Source organism: Parabacteroides sp. AF21-43, assembly GCF_003635435.1.
Taxonomy (GTDB): Bacteria; Bacteroidota; Bacteroidia; order Bacteroidales; family Tannerellaceae; genus Parabacteroides; species Parabacteroides distasonis.
On sequence record NZ_QTMG01000025.1, the window covers coordinates 1 to 22,086 of the forward strand.

A 22,086-nucleotide genomic window follows, 5' to 3' on the forward strand; every position below is an offset into this window, starting at 1 on the left:
ATCTGTGAAGTAAATTTAGGCATAGTCAACTTGAGAAGCCTTTTTGGGGAGAAGATATACTTCGATGCCACTTGAAGTATATCTTCTCCGGGCATAGGATATATACTGTATCGGCAAAGTAAGTATATCTGGATAAAAACATGACTTTTTCACCCAACCAGCCACTTCTCGATATTGCGGGTCTCGGCAGAGAAGTTCACGCCGATCTTGAAGACCTCCCGATTGTCTCCGGCGAAGGGTAGGGCGTAGCCTTTCTCCTCGATTTGCCGCAGGGCCTCCTCGGCGGTTCCGTTGAGCTTGAACTCCATGATATATACATAGCGATCGGTTTGCAAGACGAGGTCTATACGCCCGTTCGAGGTATGGTACTCCACTTGCGTGTACAGGCCGACCAGCTTGAAGACGATGAAGAGGACGTTCCGGTAATGCAGCTCCGTGTCTCGTTCCGGCTTTTGCCCGGCGATCACCTCGTAGGGTGTGTCGGCGAAGAAGCTTTGGAGGCGGTGGAAGAAGGCGTCGTAATTGCCAGACCGTATCTCCCGTACGAACTGTCCGATCTCGAAGGGGGTCTTAGAGGCTTGTATGCTCGTATAGAAAGGAAGTAGGTATTTGACGAAACCTTCTTCCACCTCCTTGTTCGGGAACCCCAGTCGATAAATGCCAAACTCAGGATCATAGCCCTTGATGGTCAGGTATCCGCTTTGGTAGATGACGGGTATGGGATTGTTCGAGGTGGAGTCGATGCTGTTGAGCACGTCGGCGTCAGTCTCCGTGTTGGCCATCTCGTAGAGGTCGTAATGGGTGTGCTTGAGCAGCTCCACGAGGTAGGAGGGTGTTCCGGTCTCGAACCAGTAGTCTCCGAATTCCATCTTAGCGAAGGTATTCAATAGGCTGAATGGATTGTATATACCCTCGGACTTGGCAGTGAAATGGTATCCGTCATAGCGTTGCTTGAGTTTTAGGCAGGTTTCCTCGTAGGTCGTCATTTGGGTATCAGCCAGTTCCTTCACTTCGTCATCCAGATAGGCATGTATCTCTTTCTCTGTGATGCCGCATATCTCGACGTACCGATTATCCATCGACAGGTCCATGAGGTTGTTGAGGTCGCTGAACACGCTTATCTTGCCGAACTTGGTCACACCTGTGAGCAGGGCGAAACGGATGGCCCTATCCATGGTCTTCAATACGCCGTAGAAGGGTTTGAGCATGTTCCGGAGCCGGTTTTGCATCTCCTTGTCGTGCAAGTTCTGTAGCAAGGGCTTGTCGTACTCGTCTATCAGGATCACGGCCCTTTGTCCGGTTTTGCGGTAGGCCCGGTCGATGATTCCGGCGAAACGGAGGGGCAGGGTCACTTCCGAGGGACGTGTCCCATATTCGTCTTCGTACCGGGACAGGATGTCGTTTAATATCTTGTATAAGCTATCCGGAGAGTCGTATTGGGAGATATTCAGGTCAAAATGGAGGATCGGGTATTCTTTCCAGTCCTTTTCCAGTTTCTCCATGGCCAGTCCCTCGAACAACTCCTTTTTCCCTTGGAAGTAGGCCTCCAGCGTGGACAGCAACAGGCTTTTCCCGAAGCGTCGGGGGCGGCTGAGGAAGTAATACTGTCCGGTAGTAACCAATTGATAGACCAAGGCTGTCTTGTCAATATAGAGATAGCCGTCCTTGCGAATTTTCTCGAAGTTCTGTATGCCGATGGGATAAATTGTCTGGTTCATATCGTCCTATATTTTATGCGACTTATAAGCAAAGTTACATAAAATATAGGAGAGGAACCGTATCTTTAGAAGTAAATTTTCAACAATAATATCTTACTATGAAGTCGATTCATAACTAGCTGATAATAAGATAGATAAATATGCTTGTCGGATTTCCGTAAAAACACGTACATGTTTTCACGGATTCACGTACGTGTTTTTGGAAATTCACGTACGTGTTTTCCGAAAAACATGTACGAATAAAAAACAAGTCTGGAAAAATAGACAATAAGTAAGAAGTTTTTTACTCCTTATACTTAGCCACCATAATCACGGGGTTGGATTCCTCATTCAATCCCGCTGCGATCTCATTCAAGCGGCCTTTCAGCTTACCTTTCCTGTAGGCTTCCACCAACTCATTGGCTTCTAGTTTCTTTATGAAAGCGATCCCATCGTTATTGATGATCTTTAGTATTCCGTGTTCGTACCACATATCAACGGGTGTCTGATCTACGAAATCGTTATTATATACGACACACTCAAAGATAGCGTCCTCTTGTTTATCATATACCAAGTCGGTTCTGGGGAATCCGGTTTCTTTCTCAAAATCCCATTGTTTCTTTGTTGTTTGCATGAAATAATACCGGTCGGTAAGAATACTTGGATAAAGAAATACTTCCGGGGCCATAGAGCGGATAGGTGGAGTCCTTACGATAAAGGGTTTGATAGAGTGATCTTGGGAATAACTATAAATCGTATCTGTAGATGGCTCTATTAAGACCCAACTTCCATTTTGGGAAATTAATTCGGTATTACGAGGTCCTGCGGACCAAATTCCTTTTGATAAAAACGGTGATATCTTATGCTCATAAGGGAGTTCGATTTCCTTGACAATGCTCCCGTCTTGTTTGGACAGGAGCCAAAATGCGCTTTTTCTCAGATTTTTATAATTGCCAATCTCATCGTAGCAGATTAAGTTGTCTTGATCGAAATTGTATATCTTCCCGCTATTGAAATTAAAATCTTTATCGTACTTTAAAGTTCGCTTAAAGTTTCCGGACAGGTCGTATACGATAAACTGGCTCGAATAGTAGTTGTTGATAAACAGCTCACCTTTCTCCTCATCGAGGGCAATAGACCCGATATTCGTGTATTCTTGGCTACCTTGGCCGCTGCGGTTGATTTTTCTCTGGCCTTTTCCGGTCCGGTCGAAGATAAATATATCTCCGTCTTGTCCGTTCTTGTTTCTAAGGATTATGAGATTTTTGCCGATGGCTTGCATGCTGGCTGAGGTTATGAATTCCTCATTCGTTTCTAATGGGATGTATTCCACATCCAAAAAGTCTTGAAGAATCAGTTCCTTCTTCGGATAATTTGCCGTGATATCCACGGTTAAAAAGTCGTTAGCCGGTTGCTTGCCACTTTCGCATCCCGTTATCAGGAACAGGATCATCGCAGAGATTGTGAGTATAAGTTTCATGGTAGTATGTTTTTAAAGGTGTCCCTTTAGCAAACATATGCTTTTCTCACTGTCAGAAAAATATTTTATACATCTATTTTCGTGAATGTGTTGTTTAACATTATCTTTGCAAGTCAATGAACGTGAATATGGAAGATGATTTTGATATAAGGGATGCCCGGATGCCGGAAAACGAGCGAGAGTACGAGAACGTGCTTCGGCCGCTTTCGCTCCGTGACTTCAGCGGACAGGCGAAGGTGGTGGAGAACCTGAAGGTGTTCGTCATGGCTGCCCGCATGCGTAAGGAGGCGCTGGATCATGTGCTTTTGCATGGACCTCCCGGGTTGGGAAAGACGACGTTGTCGAATATTATAGCGAACGAGTTGGGGGTTGGTTTCAAGGTCACGTCGGGGCCTGTGCTGGATAAGCCGGGAGATCTGGCCGGGGTATTGACCTCGCTGGAGAAGAACGACGTGCTTTTTATCGATGAGATTCACCGGTTGAGCCCGATCGTGGAGGAATACCTATATTCCGCTATGGAGGATTACCGGATCGATATCGTGATCGATAAAGGACCAAGCGCTCGCTCGATACAGATCGATTTGGCTCCGTTTACATTGATTGGCGCTACGACCCGTAGCGGCTTGCTAACTAGTCCGCTGCGTGCCCGTTTCGGTATCAATATGCACTTGGAGTATTATGATATGGAGACGCTGACGAAGATCGTGCTCCGTAGTGCTAATATCTTGAATGTAAAATGTGAGTTGAACGCCGCTAGGGAGATCGCTTCCCGTAGCCGGGGTACGCCTCGTATCGCCAACGCTTTATTGCGCCGTGTGCGTGATTTCGCTCAAGTGAAGGGGAACGGAGATATCGATAAGGCGATCGCTTGCTTCTCTCTGGAGGCGTTGAATATAGACCGGTATGGCTTGGATCAGATCGATAATAAGTTGCTGACGACGATCATTGATAAATTCCAGGGAGGCCCGGTCGGATTAACGACGATCGCCACGGCTTTGGGCGAGGACCCCGGAACGCTAGAAGAAGTGTACGAGCCTTTCTTGATCAAAGAGGGCTTTATCAAACGCACGCCCCGTGGCCGTGAGGTCACCGATTTAGCTTATACCCATCTGGGACGTAGCCGGGTGGGGGAACAAGGTTCTTTATTTGATTAGACAGATACGATATGGCAGGAGGAATGAAGCGGCTCGCTAAAGAGACAGCCGTTTATGGATTGAGTAGTATAGTGGGGCGTTTCCTGAATTGGATGTTGGTGCCGATGTACACACGTGTGTTGGCCGGAACAGGGGATTATGGGATCGTGACGAATTTATATGGTTGGACAGCCCTGTTGCTGGTCTTGCTTACTTATGGCATGGAGACGGGGTTCTTCCGTTTCATCAATAAGAAAGAGGAGCAAGAGCCGATGCGGGTGTACGCTTCCGTGCTGTATTGCCTGCTGGGAAGTTCGGCGCTGTTTAGCGTAGCGGTTTTCGCCTTGTTACCATCTATTAGTGCCGGCTTGGGATATGGCGACCATCCGGAGTATATCGGGATGATGGCGGGTATCGTGGCGGTAGACGCTTTTTGTTGCATTCCGTTCGCTTATCTTCGGTATAAGGGAAAAGCATGGCGTTTCGCCGGGATTAAGTTGCTGAGTATTTTCTTGAATATTATCTTGAATATATTCTTCTTGATCACTTGTCCGTGGTTGCATACGCACTATCCGGAGGCGATAAGCTGGTTCTATCGTCCGGATTATGGGGTAGGCTATGTATTCGTGGCGAACGTGTTTACGACACTGATAACCTTATTGCTTTTGATCCCGGATATCTTGCCGGGCATACGGGCGAAAGTAGACGGAACGGTATTGAAACAAATCTTGCGTTATTCCTTCCCGATCCTCATTCTAGGTATTGCCGGTATCTTTAACCAGACGGCAGATAAGATCCTGTTTCCATTCTTGTTTGATGATAAGGAGTATGCGAACGAGCAATTGGGTATATACGGCGCATGCTTCAAGATCGCCGTGGTGATGGTGATGTTCACGCAGGCTTTCCGGTATGCCTATGAGCCGTTTATTTTCGCTAAAAACAAGAGCGATGATAATAAGAAAGCCTACTCGGAAGCGATGAAATATTTCATCATATTCGCCTTGTTTATCTTCCTCGGGGTAATGTTCTATATCGATATCTTGAAGTACTTTGTCGGGCCGGCCTATTATCCCGGATTACGGGTAGTGCCGATCGTGATGCTGGGCGAGTTGTTCTTCGGTATTTATTTCAACCTCTCCTTATGGTATAAGCTGATCGACCAGACACGATGGGGCGCCTATTTCTCCACGATCGGATGTGTGGCCACGGTCTCTATCATCTTGCTGTTCGGTCCCTCGTACGGTTATATGGCTTGTGCGTGGGCATCGTTCTTTTGTAATTTATTGATGATGCTTTTATCCTATTTTGTAGGACAAAAGAAATTCCCGATCGAGTACGACTTGAAATCCGCGTTTCTTTATTTCGGAGTGGCGACGGTGTTATACGTGGCAGGCATGGCACTGCCGATACAGTCTGAATGGCTCCGGTTGGGATACCGCACGATCTTATTAGGCGTATTCATCGCATTTATGGTTAAAAGGGATTTACCTTTACGAGAACTCCCGTACGTAGGACGTTTCTTCCGTTAATCGGTAGGTTCGGAGGGCTTGGACGGCGTGGCGATTGGCATCGTGATAACGAAGCGTGAGCCTTTCGTATAAGACGGATCTGTCTTTATCTTACCGTTTAGCCGGTTAACGATCAAGCGACATAGGTAAAGCCCCAGGCCAGAGCCGGGAATGAAATCATTGGTCTTCGTGAAACGCTCGAATATCCATTCCTGCTTGTCTTGAGGGATGCCGCAACCCGTATCTGTTACCGACAAGGTCACTAAATTGGCTCCGCTATCCAGATGGTATGAAAGCGTGATACTTCCTTTCTCCGTGAATTTATTCGCATTTGCCAGCAGATGCGAGATGATCAAACTGAAATAAGCACGATTGGTCAAGATCATATCATTCTCCTTATCGCCTTCCACCACATAGTTGATCTCCGGCTTCTCTTGATATTTCTTTACCTGTTGCATCTCATGTAAACAAAGCTCATGGATACGTGTGGGAACAAGAGGAAGGGAATCATTGCCGCTATCGAGCTGGGCGATCTCAAGGAGATTGTTCAGCATGGAAGTCAAGTGGTAACAGTTTTCATAGATAATACGGCTGAAAGCCTGTTTCTCGTCCATGGAGATATCGCCGTTGGTGATGAGTTCCGAGAAACCGTTGATCGCGTTTAAGGGAGTCCGTATCTCATGCGACATATTCCGGATGAAGGCGGTCTTCATCTCCTCGCTCTCTTGTGCCTTCTGGTTCGCTATCAAGACCTGCTCGTTAGACTTCTGCAATGCCCGATAAAGAGATCTCATCTTGCCTAATCGGAAAAAGATATAGAACACGGCGCATAAAGCTAGAAGCAATAAGGATATATACAGGTAATTCTCTTTCTTGCTTTTCTGTAATTCCAATTCCAATGATCTCTTTTCGATCACCAACTCGTTCGCCCCTTTCTCGATCTCCAGATTTTCCATTTTCTTCCTGAGTTCTTGCATACGTAAGGTGTCTAGCAATACAGCGTATTCCTTGGATGTCTCATAGGCTTCCTTGTACATCCGGAGGCTGTCGTAAGCAGCAGCTTTCGCGGACACATAAGCGATTACATGTTCCTTGTAAAGCGGTATCTGTTTGGAGAAATTGATCAAAGAGTCACTGAACTCAATGAATTTCTTATAGTCCTTAATACCTAGGTAATAATTCGATGAGGTGTAGTAGAGCTCATACTCCGGGGCGGCGCTAGCTGATTCCGGATAAGCCTTCAGCAGATTCATGAACTTACGGTAATAAGAGGTCGCCAAATCCTTTCCAATAGCCTCGGCGCTAATGGCAAGGTTTGAATAAGCGCTTAATAATTGACGTTTGTTGACTGCGTAAGGACGTTTCCTCATCTCCGGGATGTTAGAGTAACCTAAGATCGTATTTAGGTAACGGGTAGCATATTGTCCTCGTTCTTGAGGGTTACTCGCATAAGCGCATAGCATGAAATAGGTGTTAGGCAAGAAATTGTACGCATATCGTAGGGGCAGTTTTTCCGCCTCGGCCAGAACATTGTCGAAATATTCTCTTCCTTGCTTAAAGTCCTCCTTAAGCATATTTTCTTCCATAATGCTGTTGCTGACAGCCATACCAAGTATATAATTGCAGGCTATTTTCTCGTAGGGAGACAATTTATCAGGTTCTTCCAGCTTGAATAGGCAATTCATGAGGACTTTCTTTCTCGGTTCACCGGATGTGTAGAATATGACGCGCGTATCTTGTATCATTTTCATGAACGACACGAGGCTGGCTCTGGCTTCTCCTTTTAGCTCCTGCTCGGCCTTGGCGATGTAGATATTTGCGCTATCGGTTTGGTCCGTGTTGATATAACGTCGGAGAATCTCGGTCAACGCCGCTTCCTTATAGTAATTGTCATTCGCTTTTAAGGCCTCCTGATAGAGTTGTTTAGCGTTTACTAATATGTCATCGTTTCGTGAGATATCCATTAAATTGGTAAGGATTTCCAGTCTAGAGCGTTCGGAGGTTGCTTTTTTCAAGGCGCTTTTAAGCGAGTCTGGCGTTGTCGTTTGAGATGAAACGACAAAGGACATAAACAATAAGCATAAAAGCATTAGATATCGTTTCATACAAATAGGATCTCTTTTTGTTGTGTTACAAGTGCAAATATACGTAATCTCACTATAAAAAAACGATTAGATAGTTAGAAAAACAAACAATTGAAATATCTTTGCATAAATATGGGACAAGATTAATACCGCATGGAAAAAGGATTGCTACATAAACAGATTATGGATTTTTTTGTCCGTAATTTCGACGTCAGGCAGGAAAAGGAAGATGAGCTGGAGACGATAGAATCCATTAAAAAGGGGATAGAGTTTAAGGGGACGAACTTATGGGTACTTATTTTCGCTACGTTTGTCGCTTCTCTCGGGTTAAATACCAACTCTACGGCAGTGATCATTGGCGCGATGTTGATCTCGCCGCTGATGGGACCGATCATGGGATTCGGCTTGGGATTGGGTATCTCTGATTTCGAGTTGATCAAGCGGTCGTTCCGTAATTTTGCCACGGCTACGGTCTTCAGCGTAATAACGTCTACCTTGTATTTTCTCATATCACCGATCAGTGAGGCCCAAAGCGAGTTGCTTGCCCGTACGCAGCCCACGGTATACGACGTGTTGATCGCTTTCTTTGGCGGTCTGGCGGGAATCGTGGCGAGCTCTACGAAAAGCAAGGGAAACGTGATCCCGGGTGTGGCTATCGCTACGGCGTTGATGCCTCCGCTTTGTACGGCGGGATTCGGTTTGGCGAGTGGTAATTTATATTACTTTTTCGGCGCTTTCTATCTGTATTTTATCAATACGGTATTTATTAGCTTGGCTACTTATGTGGTGGTACGTTTATTGAAGTATCCGAAGAAAGTATTCCTGGATAAACAACGGGAAAAGATCGTGACCCGCTATGTCGGTATTATCGTATTCTTTACGATCGTACCCAGTCTTTTCTTGAGTTATAACTTAATCCGTAGCAGTTATTTTAATGAGAGGGTACGAACGTTTGTCACCGAAGAACTGAGTTTCCCGAATACGCAAATATTGAGTAAGGTGATTACGGATACAAGCGAGAAGAAAGAGGTAAAAGTGGTGTTGATCGGACAAACCGTACCAGACGAGATGATCGCGAACGCAAAAGCCAAAATGCCAAAATACGGATTGAAAAATGTCCATTTGATCGTACAGCAGGGCTTTGGCCAGGAAGCGACGGATATCAACGAGCTGAAGAGCCTGTTGATGCAGGATTTGTATAAGAATAGCGAAGAGGTGCTGCGTGTGCAAACCATCCAGATCGATTCTTTAAAACGGCAGGTTGACAAATACCAGAGTTATGGGCGCCTGACATCCGAGTTGATCCCGGAAATGAAAGTGTTGTTCCCCTTTGTGGTAGAGGCTTCTTGCTCGCATACCTATATCGTGAATACGGAGACGGCGAAACCGGATACGGTCATGCTGGTTTATCTGAAGAGTAAGACGAAGGTGAAAGAGGTTGAGCGTAAAAAGATTACAGAATGGTTGTCGGCCCGTGTCGAGGTAAAAAACATTAAGTTACTAATCGAATAATTTAGACTAATAAGAGAAGAATGAAGTTGATGAAAAGAGTGTGGGCGGCTTTGTTGCTTTTAGCCGCTTCCGGCCAGTTATATGCCGATGAGGGCATGTGGGTGCTGAAGGAATTGAATAAGCAGAATTTGGCGAGAATGGCCGAGTTGGGTTTTACCCCATCCTATGATCAGTTGTATAGTGAGACGGATCCTTGCGTGGCGAACGCCGTGGTAATCTTCGGTGGCGGATGCACGGGTATTACGGTTTCGGACGAGGGCTTGATCTTTACGAACCACCATTGTGGTTTCGGTTCTATCCAGCAATTGAGCAGCGTGGAACATGATTATTTGAAGGATGGTTTTGTATCCCAAAGCAAGCAAGAGGAGTTGCCGGTCCCGGGTTTGTCGGTACGTTATTTGAAAGAGACGGTAGACGTGAGCGATCGTATTAACAGCCAGATCGCCGGTATAGAGGACGAGTTCCAGCGTTTATCCGCCGCCGATTCTATCGGTCGTGTGATTTGTGACTCTGTGGGTAATAGTGAGTTCCAGGCAGCCGACGTGGTTCCTTTCTATAACAATAACAAGTATTTCTTGGTCGTATATGACGTATTTCGTGACGTGCGCATGGTGTTCGCTCCGCCTAGCTCTATCGGTAAGTTCGGTGGGGATACGGACAACTGGATGTGGCCCCGCCATACCGGTGATTTTTCCGTGTTCCGTGTGTACGCCAACGCGGATAATAAACCGGCGGAATACAACGCGGATAATAAGCCTTATACCCCGAGATATGTAGCGGAGGTGTCTATGCAAGGTTATCAAGATAAGGATTATGCCATGACAATCGGTTTTCCGGGAAGCACGGATCGTTATTTGTGTTCTTGGGGCGTGCAACAGCGTATCGAGAATAGTAATAAGCCCCGTATCGAGGTGCGTGGCATCAAGCAGGGCATCTGGAAAGAGGCTATGTCGGCTAGCGACGCCGTACGTATCAAATATGCCTCCAAATATGCGGGAAGCTCCAATTATTGGAAGAACTCGATCGGTATGAATAAAGGATTGGCGAATCTAAACGTGATCGAACGTAAACGTGCGGAGGAGACGGCCTTCGCTGATTGGGTAGCGAAAGATCAGGCCCGGGGCGCTAAATATGGCGAGGTCTTGAATTTGCTGGAAAAAGGATATACCTCGACCAATAAGTATAGGGAGGCGTTGACCTATTTGAATGAGGCGTTTTCCAGTGGAGCGGAGATTATTCGTTTGGCTCGTATGGTGCAATCGGTGGATATAAACGGAGCTACTCCGGAAGAGATTACTGTCTTTTTAGAGGATCGTATCCAACCGTTCTTCAAGGATTACGAGCCGTCTTTGGATCAGAAGGTATTGGCCGCGATGATGAAGATCGCGAAAGAACGTGTATCTTCGGAGTTCTTGCCGGATATTTATACGAGCGTTGATAAGAAGTATAAAGGAAATTATGAGAAATATGCGGCGGATGTATTTAAGAAGACTTCCTTATTGTCGTACGACAAGATCGCCGAGATGTTGAGAAATCCGAAGCAATATGAGAAATTGAGAAAAGATCCGGCGGCGGAACTGAGCTTGTCCGTATTGGTGTCTATCTTCCAGTTACAGCAGTTGATGGGTGATGCGGAGTATGATATCGCTAAGGGAGAACGTTTGTATTTCGCGGGCTTGAAGGAGATGTATCCGGAGAAAGCTTTGTCTTCCGACGCTAATTTCACGATGCGTTTAAGCTATGGTTCTATCGGAGGGTATCGTCCTTATGATGCCGCATGGTACAATTATTACTCAACGGATAAAGGTATCCTAGAGAAAGAGGACCCGACGAGCGATGAGTTCTGGGTACAACCGGAGATACTGGATCTGGTTCGTAGCCGTGATTTCGGACCTTACGCAAATGAAAAAGGGGAATTGCAGCTGTGCTTCCTCTCGAACAATGATATCACTGGTGGTAATTCCGGTAGCCCGGTATTCGATAAAAACGCCCGTTTGATCGGACTTGCTTTCGACGGTAACTGGGAGGCGATGAGTGGTGATATCGCTTTTGAACCGGATTTGCAACGTTGCATCGGCGTAGATATCCGCTATGTCCTTTTCATGATCGATAAATGGGGTAAATGCCCAAGGTTGATTGAGGAGTTGAAGCTGGTTCGATGAGAGAAAAAAGAGATGGGCATCCATGATTTCCGCGGATGCCCATTCTAAGGAGCTAATAATGCCCATTGTAAGGTGCTTTGAATGCCTATTCTAACAACCTTACGATGGGCATTGTAATATCCTATACGATAGGAAAGTTCTAAATGCCTAATTTAGACTTGATTGCCTTTGGTATCGCATCCTTATGTACCATGATATAGATCGTCTTGGCACGGACAAAACTATCGGACATGTTCAAGTAACCTCCGAAAGTATTACGCTCGGTTCCCCAAGAGTTCTTCGTGATATAATATTTCGTACCGTTTTGATCCTTGGCGATGCCGGTAAGGTGCATCAAATGATCGTCGGTCGTGACGAATGTCTCGAAGCCTTCTTGACGGACTTCCGGAGTAACGTTTACTTCCGGGAAAGGTTTCTCGAATTTGTAGACTTCTTCCAGACGTTCCTTCTCGTCCATTTTCTCAAAGCGGGCACGGTCGGTAGTAGAGTAATCATCTACTTTCTTCACCTCCGGGTTGATAGCTACACCGTTCTTGAAAGAGAAACCTTTCTCGCTCACGTCGCCATCCCAACATACCGTGTAACCATTATTTAAAGCATAATCCGCGACTTGCATCATCTCATCCAACGGGAGGTTATACATTTGCGCATGTTCCCAGTTATCGGGAACCTCTACCTCGAATTTCTGGTAATACGGATGATGCGTGAAGCTTGTCAGCTCGATATAATCGTCCATATTCAACCCTAGGGAGGCGGCGAATGTCTTCGGGGTATATTCCTTGCCTTGATAAGTGAATTTCTCCGGAAGCTTGCCTAGGTAGGTATCGAATAGGTTATCGATTAGTTTGTAATATTCCGGGCTGCGTTTCTTCATGTCCACAGCTGTCGTTGCGATCGCCTTGATGTATTTTACCATCTCGGCATGATTGTGCCGGTCGGAATCGTAGTTGATACCCGAGTACACCTCTTCCGGAACGATACCTACTTGGTTGAAAGCGTTCATGAAGGTGTGGGAGAGACTTCCTTGACCGATATTACCTCTACCTTGGCGGACATAATTATCCTGCAACTGGTTCATGTATTTCTGGCGGACGATAAACATCTCGGAGAGATCGTACGTCCCTTTTCCCATACGGAGTAATTCCGACTCCATGAAAGAGGTCGTGGCGAAGCACCAACAGGTTCCCGTGGATGCTTGATTCTTGACTGGCGTGGCGGGTACCTTTACTACATCCGTAAATTGGTAGCCTTGAGCGAATGTGCTCAAGGAACCTAACGCTAAGGCGCATGATAGAATGAATGTTCTCATTGTATATGAATTTAAGTTTATATTATTATTGTAGAGACGGGGTGTGCCTCGTCTCTACTATCGGATGTGGTGATTAGAAGCCTCTTTCGAATTGGGTCCAGAATGAGTCTCCCATTTCTCTCCAGCGTAGCATCGTGGCTCCGGCGAAATCGGCGGTATATCCGGTTAGGTATTCTTTTGCGGCCTCCTCACCTTGTTGGGTAAGAATCTCTTTGTAACGGCTCTCTACGAAAGGAAGTTCTGTCTGCCCTTTCTCCGTAAAATGGGCGATAGATGCTTTCATACGATCTTTAGTCGCTCCCCAACGTACGGTAGCGAGTTTATTGGCACGACGGAAAGCCCATACGGCGGCATCTTCCCGGTAACGGTGCTGTCCGCAAACCTTGAAGCAAGCCGGGAGATCTTTCGTCCCACAGAAGATGGGGATGCGGGGGCTTTGTCCGGGATTATCATAGGCCATCCAAACCACGCCGCCTACCGCATTGGGTAACCAGTCACGTAACTGGATCACGGTAGAGTAGGAGCATTGTGGTACGGCAACCAAACGGTAGCTTTTTACGGCGTCCGGTTTTAACCCATTCAACATGTTCACCATATCCCGAGTCATCCAAGGATTGGCTACCGGACTGATAACCGTATCGGTCTCGTTACTATCTTTTTTCTTTACGGCTACTTTCAAGTTCTGGGTCATATCGTATTCCGTACCCTCGTACGTTTCGGAGAGGAGAGCCATCACATCCGTTACGGATACTTGCCGGTCCGGTTTTACGCTGATGGGAAGTTCTTCCGCGTCATACGATAAACGTAAGGAAGGCGCTAATTTATTCAATATAAAGAACTCACGGATACTGAATGATTTCAGTTCACCGGCATAGTTCCCACCGGCATACGCTTCCCAGAAACGGAACGGTTTCTTTCCGTCCCAGAAGCCCATGCGCTTGGCTACCTCGAATACGTTGGCGGAAGCCATGCAATTGTCCGTATCTTTCGGATCGACCTTAGAGATACGCGGGATATTCGCCGATACGCCTACATGATCGTCGGGGATACGGATCGCCGCCCATACGCCACCGATCTTATCCGGACCCTCGCCGAAGACCTCGAAATGCCATACCTCTTTCGGATCCGCTATCGTAAGGCACTCGCCCCAGTCGCCATATCCGTATTTCTCGATCAACTCGCCCATCACACGGATGGCATCACGGGCGGTCGTGCAACGTTGTAAGACGATTCGCTGAAGTTCCTCGATCATGAACATACCTTTCTTGTTGACAAGGGCTTTCCGGCCGGTGATTGTTGTTTCCCCGATGCCTAGTTGCTTCTCGTTCAGGCAAGGATAGGCCGTGTTGAGGAATTGATACGTAGACTGCGCTTCGGGCAGTGTTCCTTTCGTTATCATCCCCCGGGTTCCCTCGGCATATTCGGTATGCATACGTCCGGTATAGACCGTGGTTGTCGTATCGTGATCGTACGAGGCGGAAGGTACGATATCCATCCAAGTGCGGTAATTGCTATCGCAGGTGTGGCTAGTCATCACGGAGCCATCCGCCGAGGCTTTTTTACCGACCATGATACTCGTACAACTCTCCGGGTTCAAGATCGGCTCCGGATACTGGATTTGTTGCGCTACCGAAACGGATAGGCTGGCGCAAAGCATAAGAACATAGGTAAAAAGTTTCTTCATCTTTCTTGTGTTATTTAGATGTTTGTATCAATTAAATTTGTAGGCCGCTTTTCGTACGTCTTTTACGGATTTGAATGGCTTATTGGGTTTTAGATGCTTGGCGAGGAACTGGTAGATGCCGAGTCGTATCTCGGAAGCTTGTTTCGTGTCGGTCCGGTCGAAGCTATGGGCACCGGGAGCACGGTCGAATATTTTGTAGTCGAACTTCTTTCCTTCGGCCTTGAGAGCGCGTATCATATGCTCTACTTCCACTACGTTCACGTCATCGTCGCTAGTATTGGTATGGATGAGCAGGGGATCTTGTAGTTTTTCCGCGTGCCAGACCGGTGAGCGGCGTTTGTATTCCGCCATATCCTCCCGGGGAGTCTTCCCGATATGGCCTTCGTCGGAGAAGATTTTCCGATAATCATCGGTGGAATATCCCATGCGCATGATCACGTCGCTTACCGGTACTCCGGCGAAACCGCATTTATATTTACCGGGGTAGGTGAAGAGGTTCATCAGTGTGATCATTCCCCCGTGGCTCCATCCCATGATACCGATACGATTGGCATCTACGATATCGAAATTCTCTACCATATAATTACGACTAACGTAGACATCCTCGTTTTCCAATCCTCCGTAATCGATATTATCGTAAGTAGCCTTGCCATACCCCGTGCTACCCCGGTATTCAGCGGAGACCACGATGTATTCCTGGGCGATCAGTTCCCGGACGATATGGGCGTAATACGTGTTGAAATCCGCATGTACACCACTATGCGGGAGAACGATCAAAGGATATTTCTTGTCGGGATCCACACTTTTAGGGATGAAGATATAAGTCCAGAATTTCAGTTCGTTTCCGGCGCTCATCCCGGTAGGATTCGTTTCTTTCCAGCGGGCGGGGCCGCAAAGGTAGACTTTGTCGATATGGGCGATGTCGCCCACTTTCTCGTACCATAGGAGGTCATCTACCTTCTTTACGACTTGGTCAAAATCATGTTGGTAGTTTTGCGCTATGGCATAGTTTGCTCCGAATATAAAGAAGAGGCAAAAGCAGGAAAGATGTTTAAGCAGTGTCTTCATGTGACTTATCTTTGAATTTGTGATTGACTGTGATTTTCCGGCTGTAAATATACAATAAAAGAAGCGTGATCCGTAATAAACGAACCACGCTTCTTTGATAAATTATGTATAAGTTGTATGTTACTTGCGTTTCTTCCTGCTACGAGGAGTGTCCTCATAGAATTTGCGCTTCGGTTTGTCGTCACTACGGCTGGAACGTCTGCCGCCACGGTCTCCACGGTCACTTTCCCGGCGGCTGTCTCTGCCTCCTCTACCGCTATCCCGTCTGTCTCGGAAGCCATTGCCTCCACGACTGCCTCCACGAGGACTACGTCCACCTTTTCCTCCCTCGCCTTTCGCTTGCGCCGGTTCCACGGAGATACGTCGTCCGTCTACCTCGAAGCCGTTCATCGAGTCCATGACACGGTTGGCTTCTCCCTCTTCTACCTCAAAGAATGAGAAATTATCACGTAAGTCGATACGACCGATACGAACCTTGCCTGGTACGCACTTGTTGACTAACTCGATAAGTTGAGGAGGCGTAAGCTCGTCTGTCTTTCCGAAGTTGATAAAGAAACGGGTGTAACCTTCTTCCGCTTCGCCTCTGCCACCCCGTTTACCTCTCTCTCGGGGAGCGTTCTCGTCTACAACCTCGATATCATCGTTATCTTTATAATAGTCGATCATCCGGTTGAACTCCAAGGATACGACACGTTTGATGATATCTTCCTTATCCAGCCATTCCAATTTACGGTAGATAGAAGGCATCAAACTGGCGATTTCCTCCTCGTTCACTTTCACTTTCTCGATTTGGTCTACCAAGTTGAACAATTGCTTCTCACAGATTTGCTCACCGGTAGGCATCTCGCCCCTGTCGAATTTCTTGTTGATGATCCGTTCGATCTCGCGAATCTTGCCTTTTTCCCTTACGTGGCAGATAGAGATAGCGATACCCGTTTTTCCCGCACGGCCCGTACGTCCGCGGCGGTGGGTATAAGATTCTACCTCATCCGGCAGACCGTAATTGATTACATGGGTTAAGTCATCCACGTCCAAACCACGTGCGGCTACGTCCGTAGCGACCAATAACTGGATATTCTTGATACGGAACTTCTGCATCACGTAGTCACGTTGCGCTTGGCTCAGCTCGCCGTGCAAGGAGTCGGCGTTATAACCGTCTTGAATCAATTTATCGGCGATCTCCTGTGTCTCCTTACGGGTACGGCAGAAGATGATACCGTAGATGTTCGGGTAATAATCGGCTAGACGTTTCAAGGCGAGATATTTATCCTGCGCACGAACCATATAATAAATGTCGCGGATATTCTTGTTTCCCTCGTTCTTCCTGCCAATGACGATCTCTTTCGGATCCTTCATGTATTTCTTGGTGATAGAGGCGATCTCTTTCGGCATGGTAGCGGAGAAGAGCAGCATATTTCGGTTTTCCGGTATAGCCGCCAAGATCTCGTTGATACTGTCGGTGAAACCCATGTTCAACATCTCGTCCGCCTCATCGAGGATGACGTTCTTTACGTTGCTTAAGTCAACCGTCTTGCGGTTCATCAAGTCGATCAAACGTCCCGGGGTAGCCACTACCACGTGTACACCTCTCTTCAGTGTCTTGATCTGGCTCTCTATACTGGAACCTCCGTATACAGGGAGAACCTTCAGGTTATCGATGTATTTAGAATAATCGTTCAAATCATCCGCTATCTGTAGGCAAAGCTCGCGTGTCGGACAAAGGATAAGCGCTTGGGGCTGATATTGAGAGACATTGATCTTTTGCAGGATCGGCAGGCCGTAAGCGGCTGTCTTGCCGGTTCCTGTTTGTGCCAATGCGATTACGTCGTTATCTTCTCCCAGTAAGAAAGGAATCACTTCTTCCTGTACGGGCATGGGCGATTCGTAGCCCATCTCTTGAATTGCCTTTAATATCGGTGCGGCAACTCCTAATTCTTCAAATGTTTTCAAAATGCGATTGTGTATATATGATAATATTCAGTGGCCGCAAAGGTACGTAAATAATTCGGATTCATATCAATAAAGTAATATATCTTTTAGCCTTTCACGTTTCTTATCAGTAAGACGTAATCCTTTCGACAAATATTTCTCGGTGGAACCGTACTCTTTCTTGATTTTATGGAAAGCTAGGTCCATGAGTCCCTCGTTGGCCGTAAGGAATACCGTAATGCTTTCTTGGGCGTCTGTGGAGAGATGTTTCACGATATCAGCTAAATGACTCGTATCGATATATTGATTGGAAGTCAAGTAGTCCTCCATGATGGCATCCCGGGGAATATCCAAGGCGGCGAGTAACATGGCGGTGAGAAACCCGGTACGATCCTTTCCGTAGGAACAACTGATGAGAATGGGGTAATTATCCTCGTTCTGGAACTGTTCCAGTACCTTGGCGAACTGATCGGTATTATCTGTCACGAATTGCAGGTACTCGTCTTCCATATATACCCCGGCGTCTCCTTTCCGCATTCGTCCCTCGATAACACGTTGGGGGGCATCGGCGATCTTGCCGACCGAGATAGGGATTTGCAGGATATTTGCTTTCGTATATTTGATAGGGGCGGTGAGGGTTTCTTGGTTCGTACGGAGGTCGATGATGGTCTTGATCCCTAGATTATCCAATCGGATGGAGTCCCATTCGCTCAAGCTGCTTAACTCGCCGGAGCGAAATACCTTGCCCCATTTCACCGTCTTCCCGTTTGTAGAGGTATAACCGCCTAGATCCCGGAAATTCTGTACGCTATCCATAACCGCCGAGCGTGCCCCGATGATCCGTGCGTATTTATCATTAAAAGAAAGGCGGAAATACTTACGTGATATATTATCGTTCGTGATGTAAGTAGCCACGCCATCCTTGATGTTGGCGTAAATGATCGGGGACTCGTTGGTGAAAAGATCCGGGTTGTCGGACACGGTCATCTTGACAATCCCCTCCATTACCGGATCGGTTTCCCATTTTATCACGTAATTTCCGATGTCATCACGTAGGCAAATCGCTCGTATGTCGGGCGCGTTAGAGGAACAACCCACTAACAGGATCACACTGGCGAATAGAGAGAGAATCTTTCCTAACATTGTCTTCTATTATAATAAGCTTTCCTTACAAAGATAGTAAAACAAGTTTTTCCCGCTTCTTCATTAATGATATTTAAGACTGACTAACATACTTCGCCGCGAACTCCTTGGATATATAATTATCATAGCTTTGGCAAACCTCGGAGGCGAGGTCCATTCCGCAGCGGATGATTTTTCCCCAAGTATCCTGATCCAGAGAGGGAAGGTCGGCATGGCGTACGTCATACTTTAGAAGTCCGTAGATAATACCCGCGTTAAAATTGTCGCCGGCGCCGATGGTACTAAGCGGCTGGATTTGCGGGGAATCGAAATGTCGTGTGAAATTACGGGTGTGGAGATTGACTCCGTTTGCCCCGTGAGTTGTTAAGAAACGATCACAATAAAACTGAATATGCTCTTTGTAAACCTCCTGCGCGTCGCTCTTGCCATAAAGGTTCTGGAAGTCCTCGTCCGAGCCCCGGACGATGTCGGCGAATTCCAGATTTTCCAGTACGGTAGGCATGAGGCGGATCGCCTCATGAGCGTGTGCCTTGCGGAAATTGGGATCGTAATAGATGATCGCTTTCCGTTCTTGGGCGTATTGCAGAAATTCTACCATACGAGTCCGCAAGACCGGGTTCAGGGAATAATAAGAGCCAAACACGAAAATATCGTCTTTCTCGATCTTAGGCAGGGGCACCTCCAGCCGTTGCGCCGGGTAATCCTTGTAGAAGATATAATTAGCGTTCTTATCGTCGTCCAGAAAAGCGAGTGATATAGGACTTTTCCCATCGGGGAAACGGTCTACGAACTCGGTCGTGATGTGGTTATCTTCCATGAAATCCCGAATCATGTCGCCAACCCGGTCGTTGCCCAGCTCGCTGATAAAGGATACGGGGACATTCAATCGACCTAATGATATCAATCCGTTGAAAACGGAACCACCGGGAACGGCCTTCTGTGGCTGGTCGTTCCTAAAAATGATATCGAGGATGGTTTCTCCTATACCAAAGACTTTTCTCATGATCTATATACTGGTTTGTTATTCGTTCTTGCTTAGCTCACGGCTCTTGGAGCCTAAGTAGCCCCCGTGATGGCGCTTGGCGTAATCCTTGTTGGTGAAATGGATACGCTTCATGGTTCCGACCACGAGGATATCGCCTATTACCGTCATGACGGTCGTGGAGGTAGTCGGCGTAAGGCCTAACGGGCAAACTTCCTTGGGAGCGCCGGTCAACAGGCATACGTTCGCCTCGGCGGCTAGAGGACTATCCGGGTTACTGGTGATAACGATAAATTTCATGTCTGGCACCAAACCCCTCGTGAGATCTACCAATTCCACCAGTTCACGTGTCTTTCCTGAATTGGAGATCAATAACATGATATCGTTCTTGCATACGATTCCCAGATCTCCGTGTTGTGCCTCGCTGGGATGTAAGAAAAAAGCAGGTGTACCGGTCGAGCTAAAGGTGGTAGCGATATTCAAGGCGATTTGCCCGGCTTTACCCATTCCACTCATGATCAGTTTTCCACCTAGGTCGTGTACATGTTTCACTATAAGCGATACCGCTTCCTCATATCCGGGCGTAACGGGTATGTTGCGAACCGCTTCCGCTTCCTGCTCCAATAAAGAGGTGATATTTTCGTTTACCATATTGTTGATTGATTGTTTTACGGCATTCCTGCCTGAATAACGATCGCGAAAGTATTTATATTTACTGATATTGGCATCATCTATTTCAGACAATTTATCTTTTTAAGACGTTTGCGAATTCGGACTTCGGCTTCCATTTCGGGTATCCGGTATCTTGCGCCAGTTTATAACCGAGGTCGAAGAATAATTGTACTTCTTGTAACAGACCACTGTAATCATCCGTGTCGGGATGGGTCTGGTCGGTCGGTTTGTGGTAAGTTTCCGCCCAATAATGTGCGATATGCTCTTTGGCCCACTCCTTACCCTGTTTGCGGTTGTCGTTCCAACCTTTGGCGAACATGGCCGGGATGCCTTTTTGTACGAAAGGGAAATGGTCGGAGCGATAGAACATCCCGTTATAAGCGTCGGGGTCGGGCATGATGTAACGGTTGTATTTCTTCGCTAGCTCGGCTAGGGTATCATCCAGCTCGGAGTTGCCGTATCCGGTGATCGTGACATCGTTGTTCTCGCCCCATAGCGGGAAGACATCCAGATTGATTACGGCGGCTATCTTATCGATCGGGAACAACGGGTGCTCCACATAGTATTTCGTACCGAGGAATCCGGTCTCCTCGCAAGTAGGGGAGAGGAAGACGATATTCCGGCGGGGTTTCTCTTTCAAGGCATTGAGACAACGTGCCATCTCGAGCATCCATGCGATGGCTACGGCGTTATCGGTAGCGCCGTTGATGATACTGTCGCCGTTGATCGGTGCTCCATAGCCTAGATGGTCCCAATGGCCTAGATAAATAACACTCTCATCCGTGTTCCCGCTACCGGGAATATAACCGATTACGTTGGGGCTTTGCTGGCGGTCGAAGGTGTTCCTCATCGAGACGGTTACCGTAGATTTCAAGGAGATGGGCTTGAAGTCCGGCGATTTAGATTGCTCGATTAGTTGGTCAATGTCGTAGCCATTATCGGCTAGCAATTGCTTGGCGGCATTGAATTGGATCCAGCCGTTTAGCGGGCAATGATAAGCATCGCTATCGCTGTCCACATACATCTTAGATTGGGCGGAAGCTCGTACGACCGACCAAGGGTAGCCTGCTCCCCGGTCTTCATGGATGATCAAGACTCCTTTTAATCCCTGTCGGGCGCCCTCCTCGAATTTATACATCCAACGGCCGTAATAGGTCATGATATCACCGTTAAAATAATCCGTGTTGTCGCTTCCGAGTCCCGGGTCATTTACGATAACGACCGCTACTTTATCCCGCGGGTTCTCGATTCCCTCGAAATCATTTTTCCCATACTCGGGGGCTACGATCCCATAGCCGGCGAATACCAGTTCCGCGTTGTCTATATCGATCTCCGGCTCGATCCGTGCGGAGAAAGCGGTATAGCCCTCTAGCCAATCCAATGAGATCTTTCCTTCCGGGGTACTCAAGACCATCGGCTTCGGGCATTGCGTACGTGAGGATATGATATTAACCTGTTGGAGATAAGAATCTCCGTTGATGGGTTTCAGGCCGACTTCCTTCATTTGGCGGGCGATATAGTTCACCGCACGGTCGGCCCCTTCCGAGAATGGTTTACGGCCTTGGCAGGAGTCATGCGAGATGGCCTCGGTGTATCGCTTTAGATGTTCCGTGGTCGCAAGGCTTTTCGCCTTCTCTATATCGTTGTCTCCTCCTCCACAGGCGGAAAGAACCAAGGAGGTGATCGTTAGTAAACAGGTTGCTATTTTCATGTTTCTCATAGA

15 protein-coding genes are annotated in these 22,086 nt (G+C 47.2%); 4 read left to right on the plus strand and 11 right to left on the minus strand.

The window, feature by feature from the left end; translation table 11 throughout:
* Positions 1–149: 149 nt before the first annotated feature.
* Positions 150–1,718 (minus strand): ATP-binding protein, encoded by a 1,569-nt coding sequence (locus DWX84_RS15885; protein WP_048926907.1) that lies wholly within the window; start codon positions 1,716–1,718, stop codon positions 150–152.
* Positions 1,719–2,001: 283 nt separating this feature from the next.
* Entirely contained in the window at positions 2,002–3,177 is a 1,176-nt protein-coding gene (locus DWX84_RS15890) for a 6-bladed beta-propeller (RefSeq protein ID WP_048926906.1), read from the minus strand.
* Positions 3,178–3,305: 128 nt separating this feature from the next.
* On the opposite strand from DWX84_RS15890, the gene ruvB reads away from it, so the two are divergent.
* Positions 3,306–4,331 (plus strand): Holliday junction branch migration DNA helicase RuvB, encoded by a 1,026-nt coding sequence (gene ruvB, locus DWX84_RS15895; protein ID WP_008778665.1) that lies wholly within the window; start codon positions 3,306–3,308, stop codon positions 4,329–4,331.
* A gap of 11 nt (positions 4,332–4,342) precedes the next feature.
* Complete coding sequence (locus DWX84_RS15900) at positions 4,343–5,839, plus strand: lipopolysaccharide biosynthesis protein (protein WP_008778664.1); 1,497 nt, start codon at positions 4,343–4,345, stop codon at positions 5,837–5,839.
* On the opposite strand, the gene DWX84_RS15905 is transcribed toward DWX84_RS15900, so the two are convergent.
* On the minus strand, positions 5,836–7,923 hold the full coding sequence (locus DWX84_RS15905; protein WP_048926905.1) for a sensor histidine kinase KdpD: 2,088 nt from the start codon (positions 7,921–7,923) through the stop codon (positions 5,836–5,838). The two genes, DWX84_RS15900 and DWX84_RS15905, sit on opposite strands and share 4 nt — an antisense overlap.
* Positions 7,924–8,055: 132 nt before the next feature.
* On the opposite strand from DWX84_RS15905, the gene DWX84_RS15910 reads away from it, so the two are divergent.
* Positions 8,056–9,414, plus strand: coding sequence for a TIGR00341 family protein (locus DWX84_RS15910; protein WP_048926904.1), 1,359 nt, complete (start codon positions 8,056–8,058; stop codon positions 9,412–9,414).
* 29 nt (positions 9,415–9,443) lie between these two features.
* The gene (locus DWX84_RS15915) at positions 9,444–11,576 is read left to right on the plus strand and encodes a S46 family peptidase (RefSeq protein WP_349213355.1); all 2,133 of its coding nucleotides are present in this window, start codon (positions 9,444–9,446) and stop codon (positions 11,574–11,576) included.
* Between the two features lie 139 nt (positions 11,577–11,715).
* Here the strand turns inward: DWX84_RS15915 and DWX84_RS15920 are convergent, their stop codons facing one another.
* The 8 genes from DWX84_RS15920 to DWX84_RS15955 all read right to left on the minus strand — a co-directional run bounded on the left by DWX84_RS15920 (position 11,716) and on the right by DWX84_RS15955 (position 22,083).
* The gene (locus DWX84_RS15920) at positions 11,716–12,885 is read right to left on the minus strand and encodes an aminopeptidase C (RefSeq protein WP_048926902.1); all 1,170 of its coding nucleotides are present in this window, start codon (positions 12,883–12,885) and stop codon (positions 11,716–11,718) included.
* 73 nt (positions 12,886–12,958) lie between these two features.
* Positions 12,959–14,569: a dipeptidase gene (locus DWX84_RS15925; protein ID WP_121772798.1), complete on the minus strand. Its 1,611-nt coding sequence runs from the start codon at positions 14,567–14,569 to the stop codon at positions 12,959–12,961.
* A gap of 27 nt (positions 14,570–14,596) precedes the next feature.
* Positions 14,597–15,637 (minus strand): S9 family peptidase, encoded by a 1,041-nt coding sequence (locus DWX84_RS15930; protein ID WP_048926900.1) that lies wholly within the window; start codon positions 15,635–15,637, stop codon positions 14,597–14,599.
* A gap of 120 nt (positions 15,638–15,757) precedes the next feature.
* Positions 15,758–17,530: a DEAD/DEAH box helicase gene (locus DWX84_RS15935; RefSeq protein WP_048926899.1), complete on the minus strand. Its 1,773-nt coding sequence runs from the start codon at positions 17,528–17,530 to the stop codon at positions 15,758–15,760.
* A gap of 123 nt (positions 17,531–17,653) precedes the next feature.
* Positions 17,654–18,709, minus strand: a complete 1,056-nt coding sequence (locus DWX84_RS15940) for a tyrosine-protein phosphatase (RefSeq protein ID WP_005863891.1) — start codon at positions 18,707–18,709, stop codon at positions 17,654–17,656.
* A gap of 73 nt (positions 18,710–18,782) precedes the next feature.
* Positions 18,783–19,712 carry a carbohydrate kinase gene (locus DWX84_RS15945; RefSeq protein ID WP_005860579.1) on the minus strand — a complete coding sequence of 310 codons (930 nt, stop codon included), beginning with the start codon at positions 19,710–19,712 and terminating at the stop codon, positions 18,783–18,785.
* Between the two features lie 18 nt (positions 19,713–19,730).
* Complete coding sequence (locus DWX84_RS15950; RefSeq protein WP_005860581.1) at positions 19,731–20,342, minus strand: SIS domain-containing protein; 612 nt, start codon at positions 20,340–20,342, stop codon at positions 19,731–19,733.
* A gap of 94 nt (positions 20,343–20,436) precedes the next feature.
* A complete protein-coding gene (locus DWX84_RS15955; protein ID WP_048926898.1) occupies positions 20,437–22,083 on the minus strand; it encodes a M20/M25/M40 family metallo-hydrolase in 1,647 nt (548 codons plus the stop codon).
* Positions 22,084–22,086 lie beyond the last annotated feature (3 nt).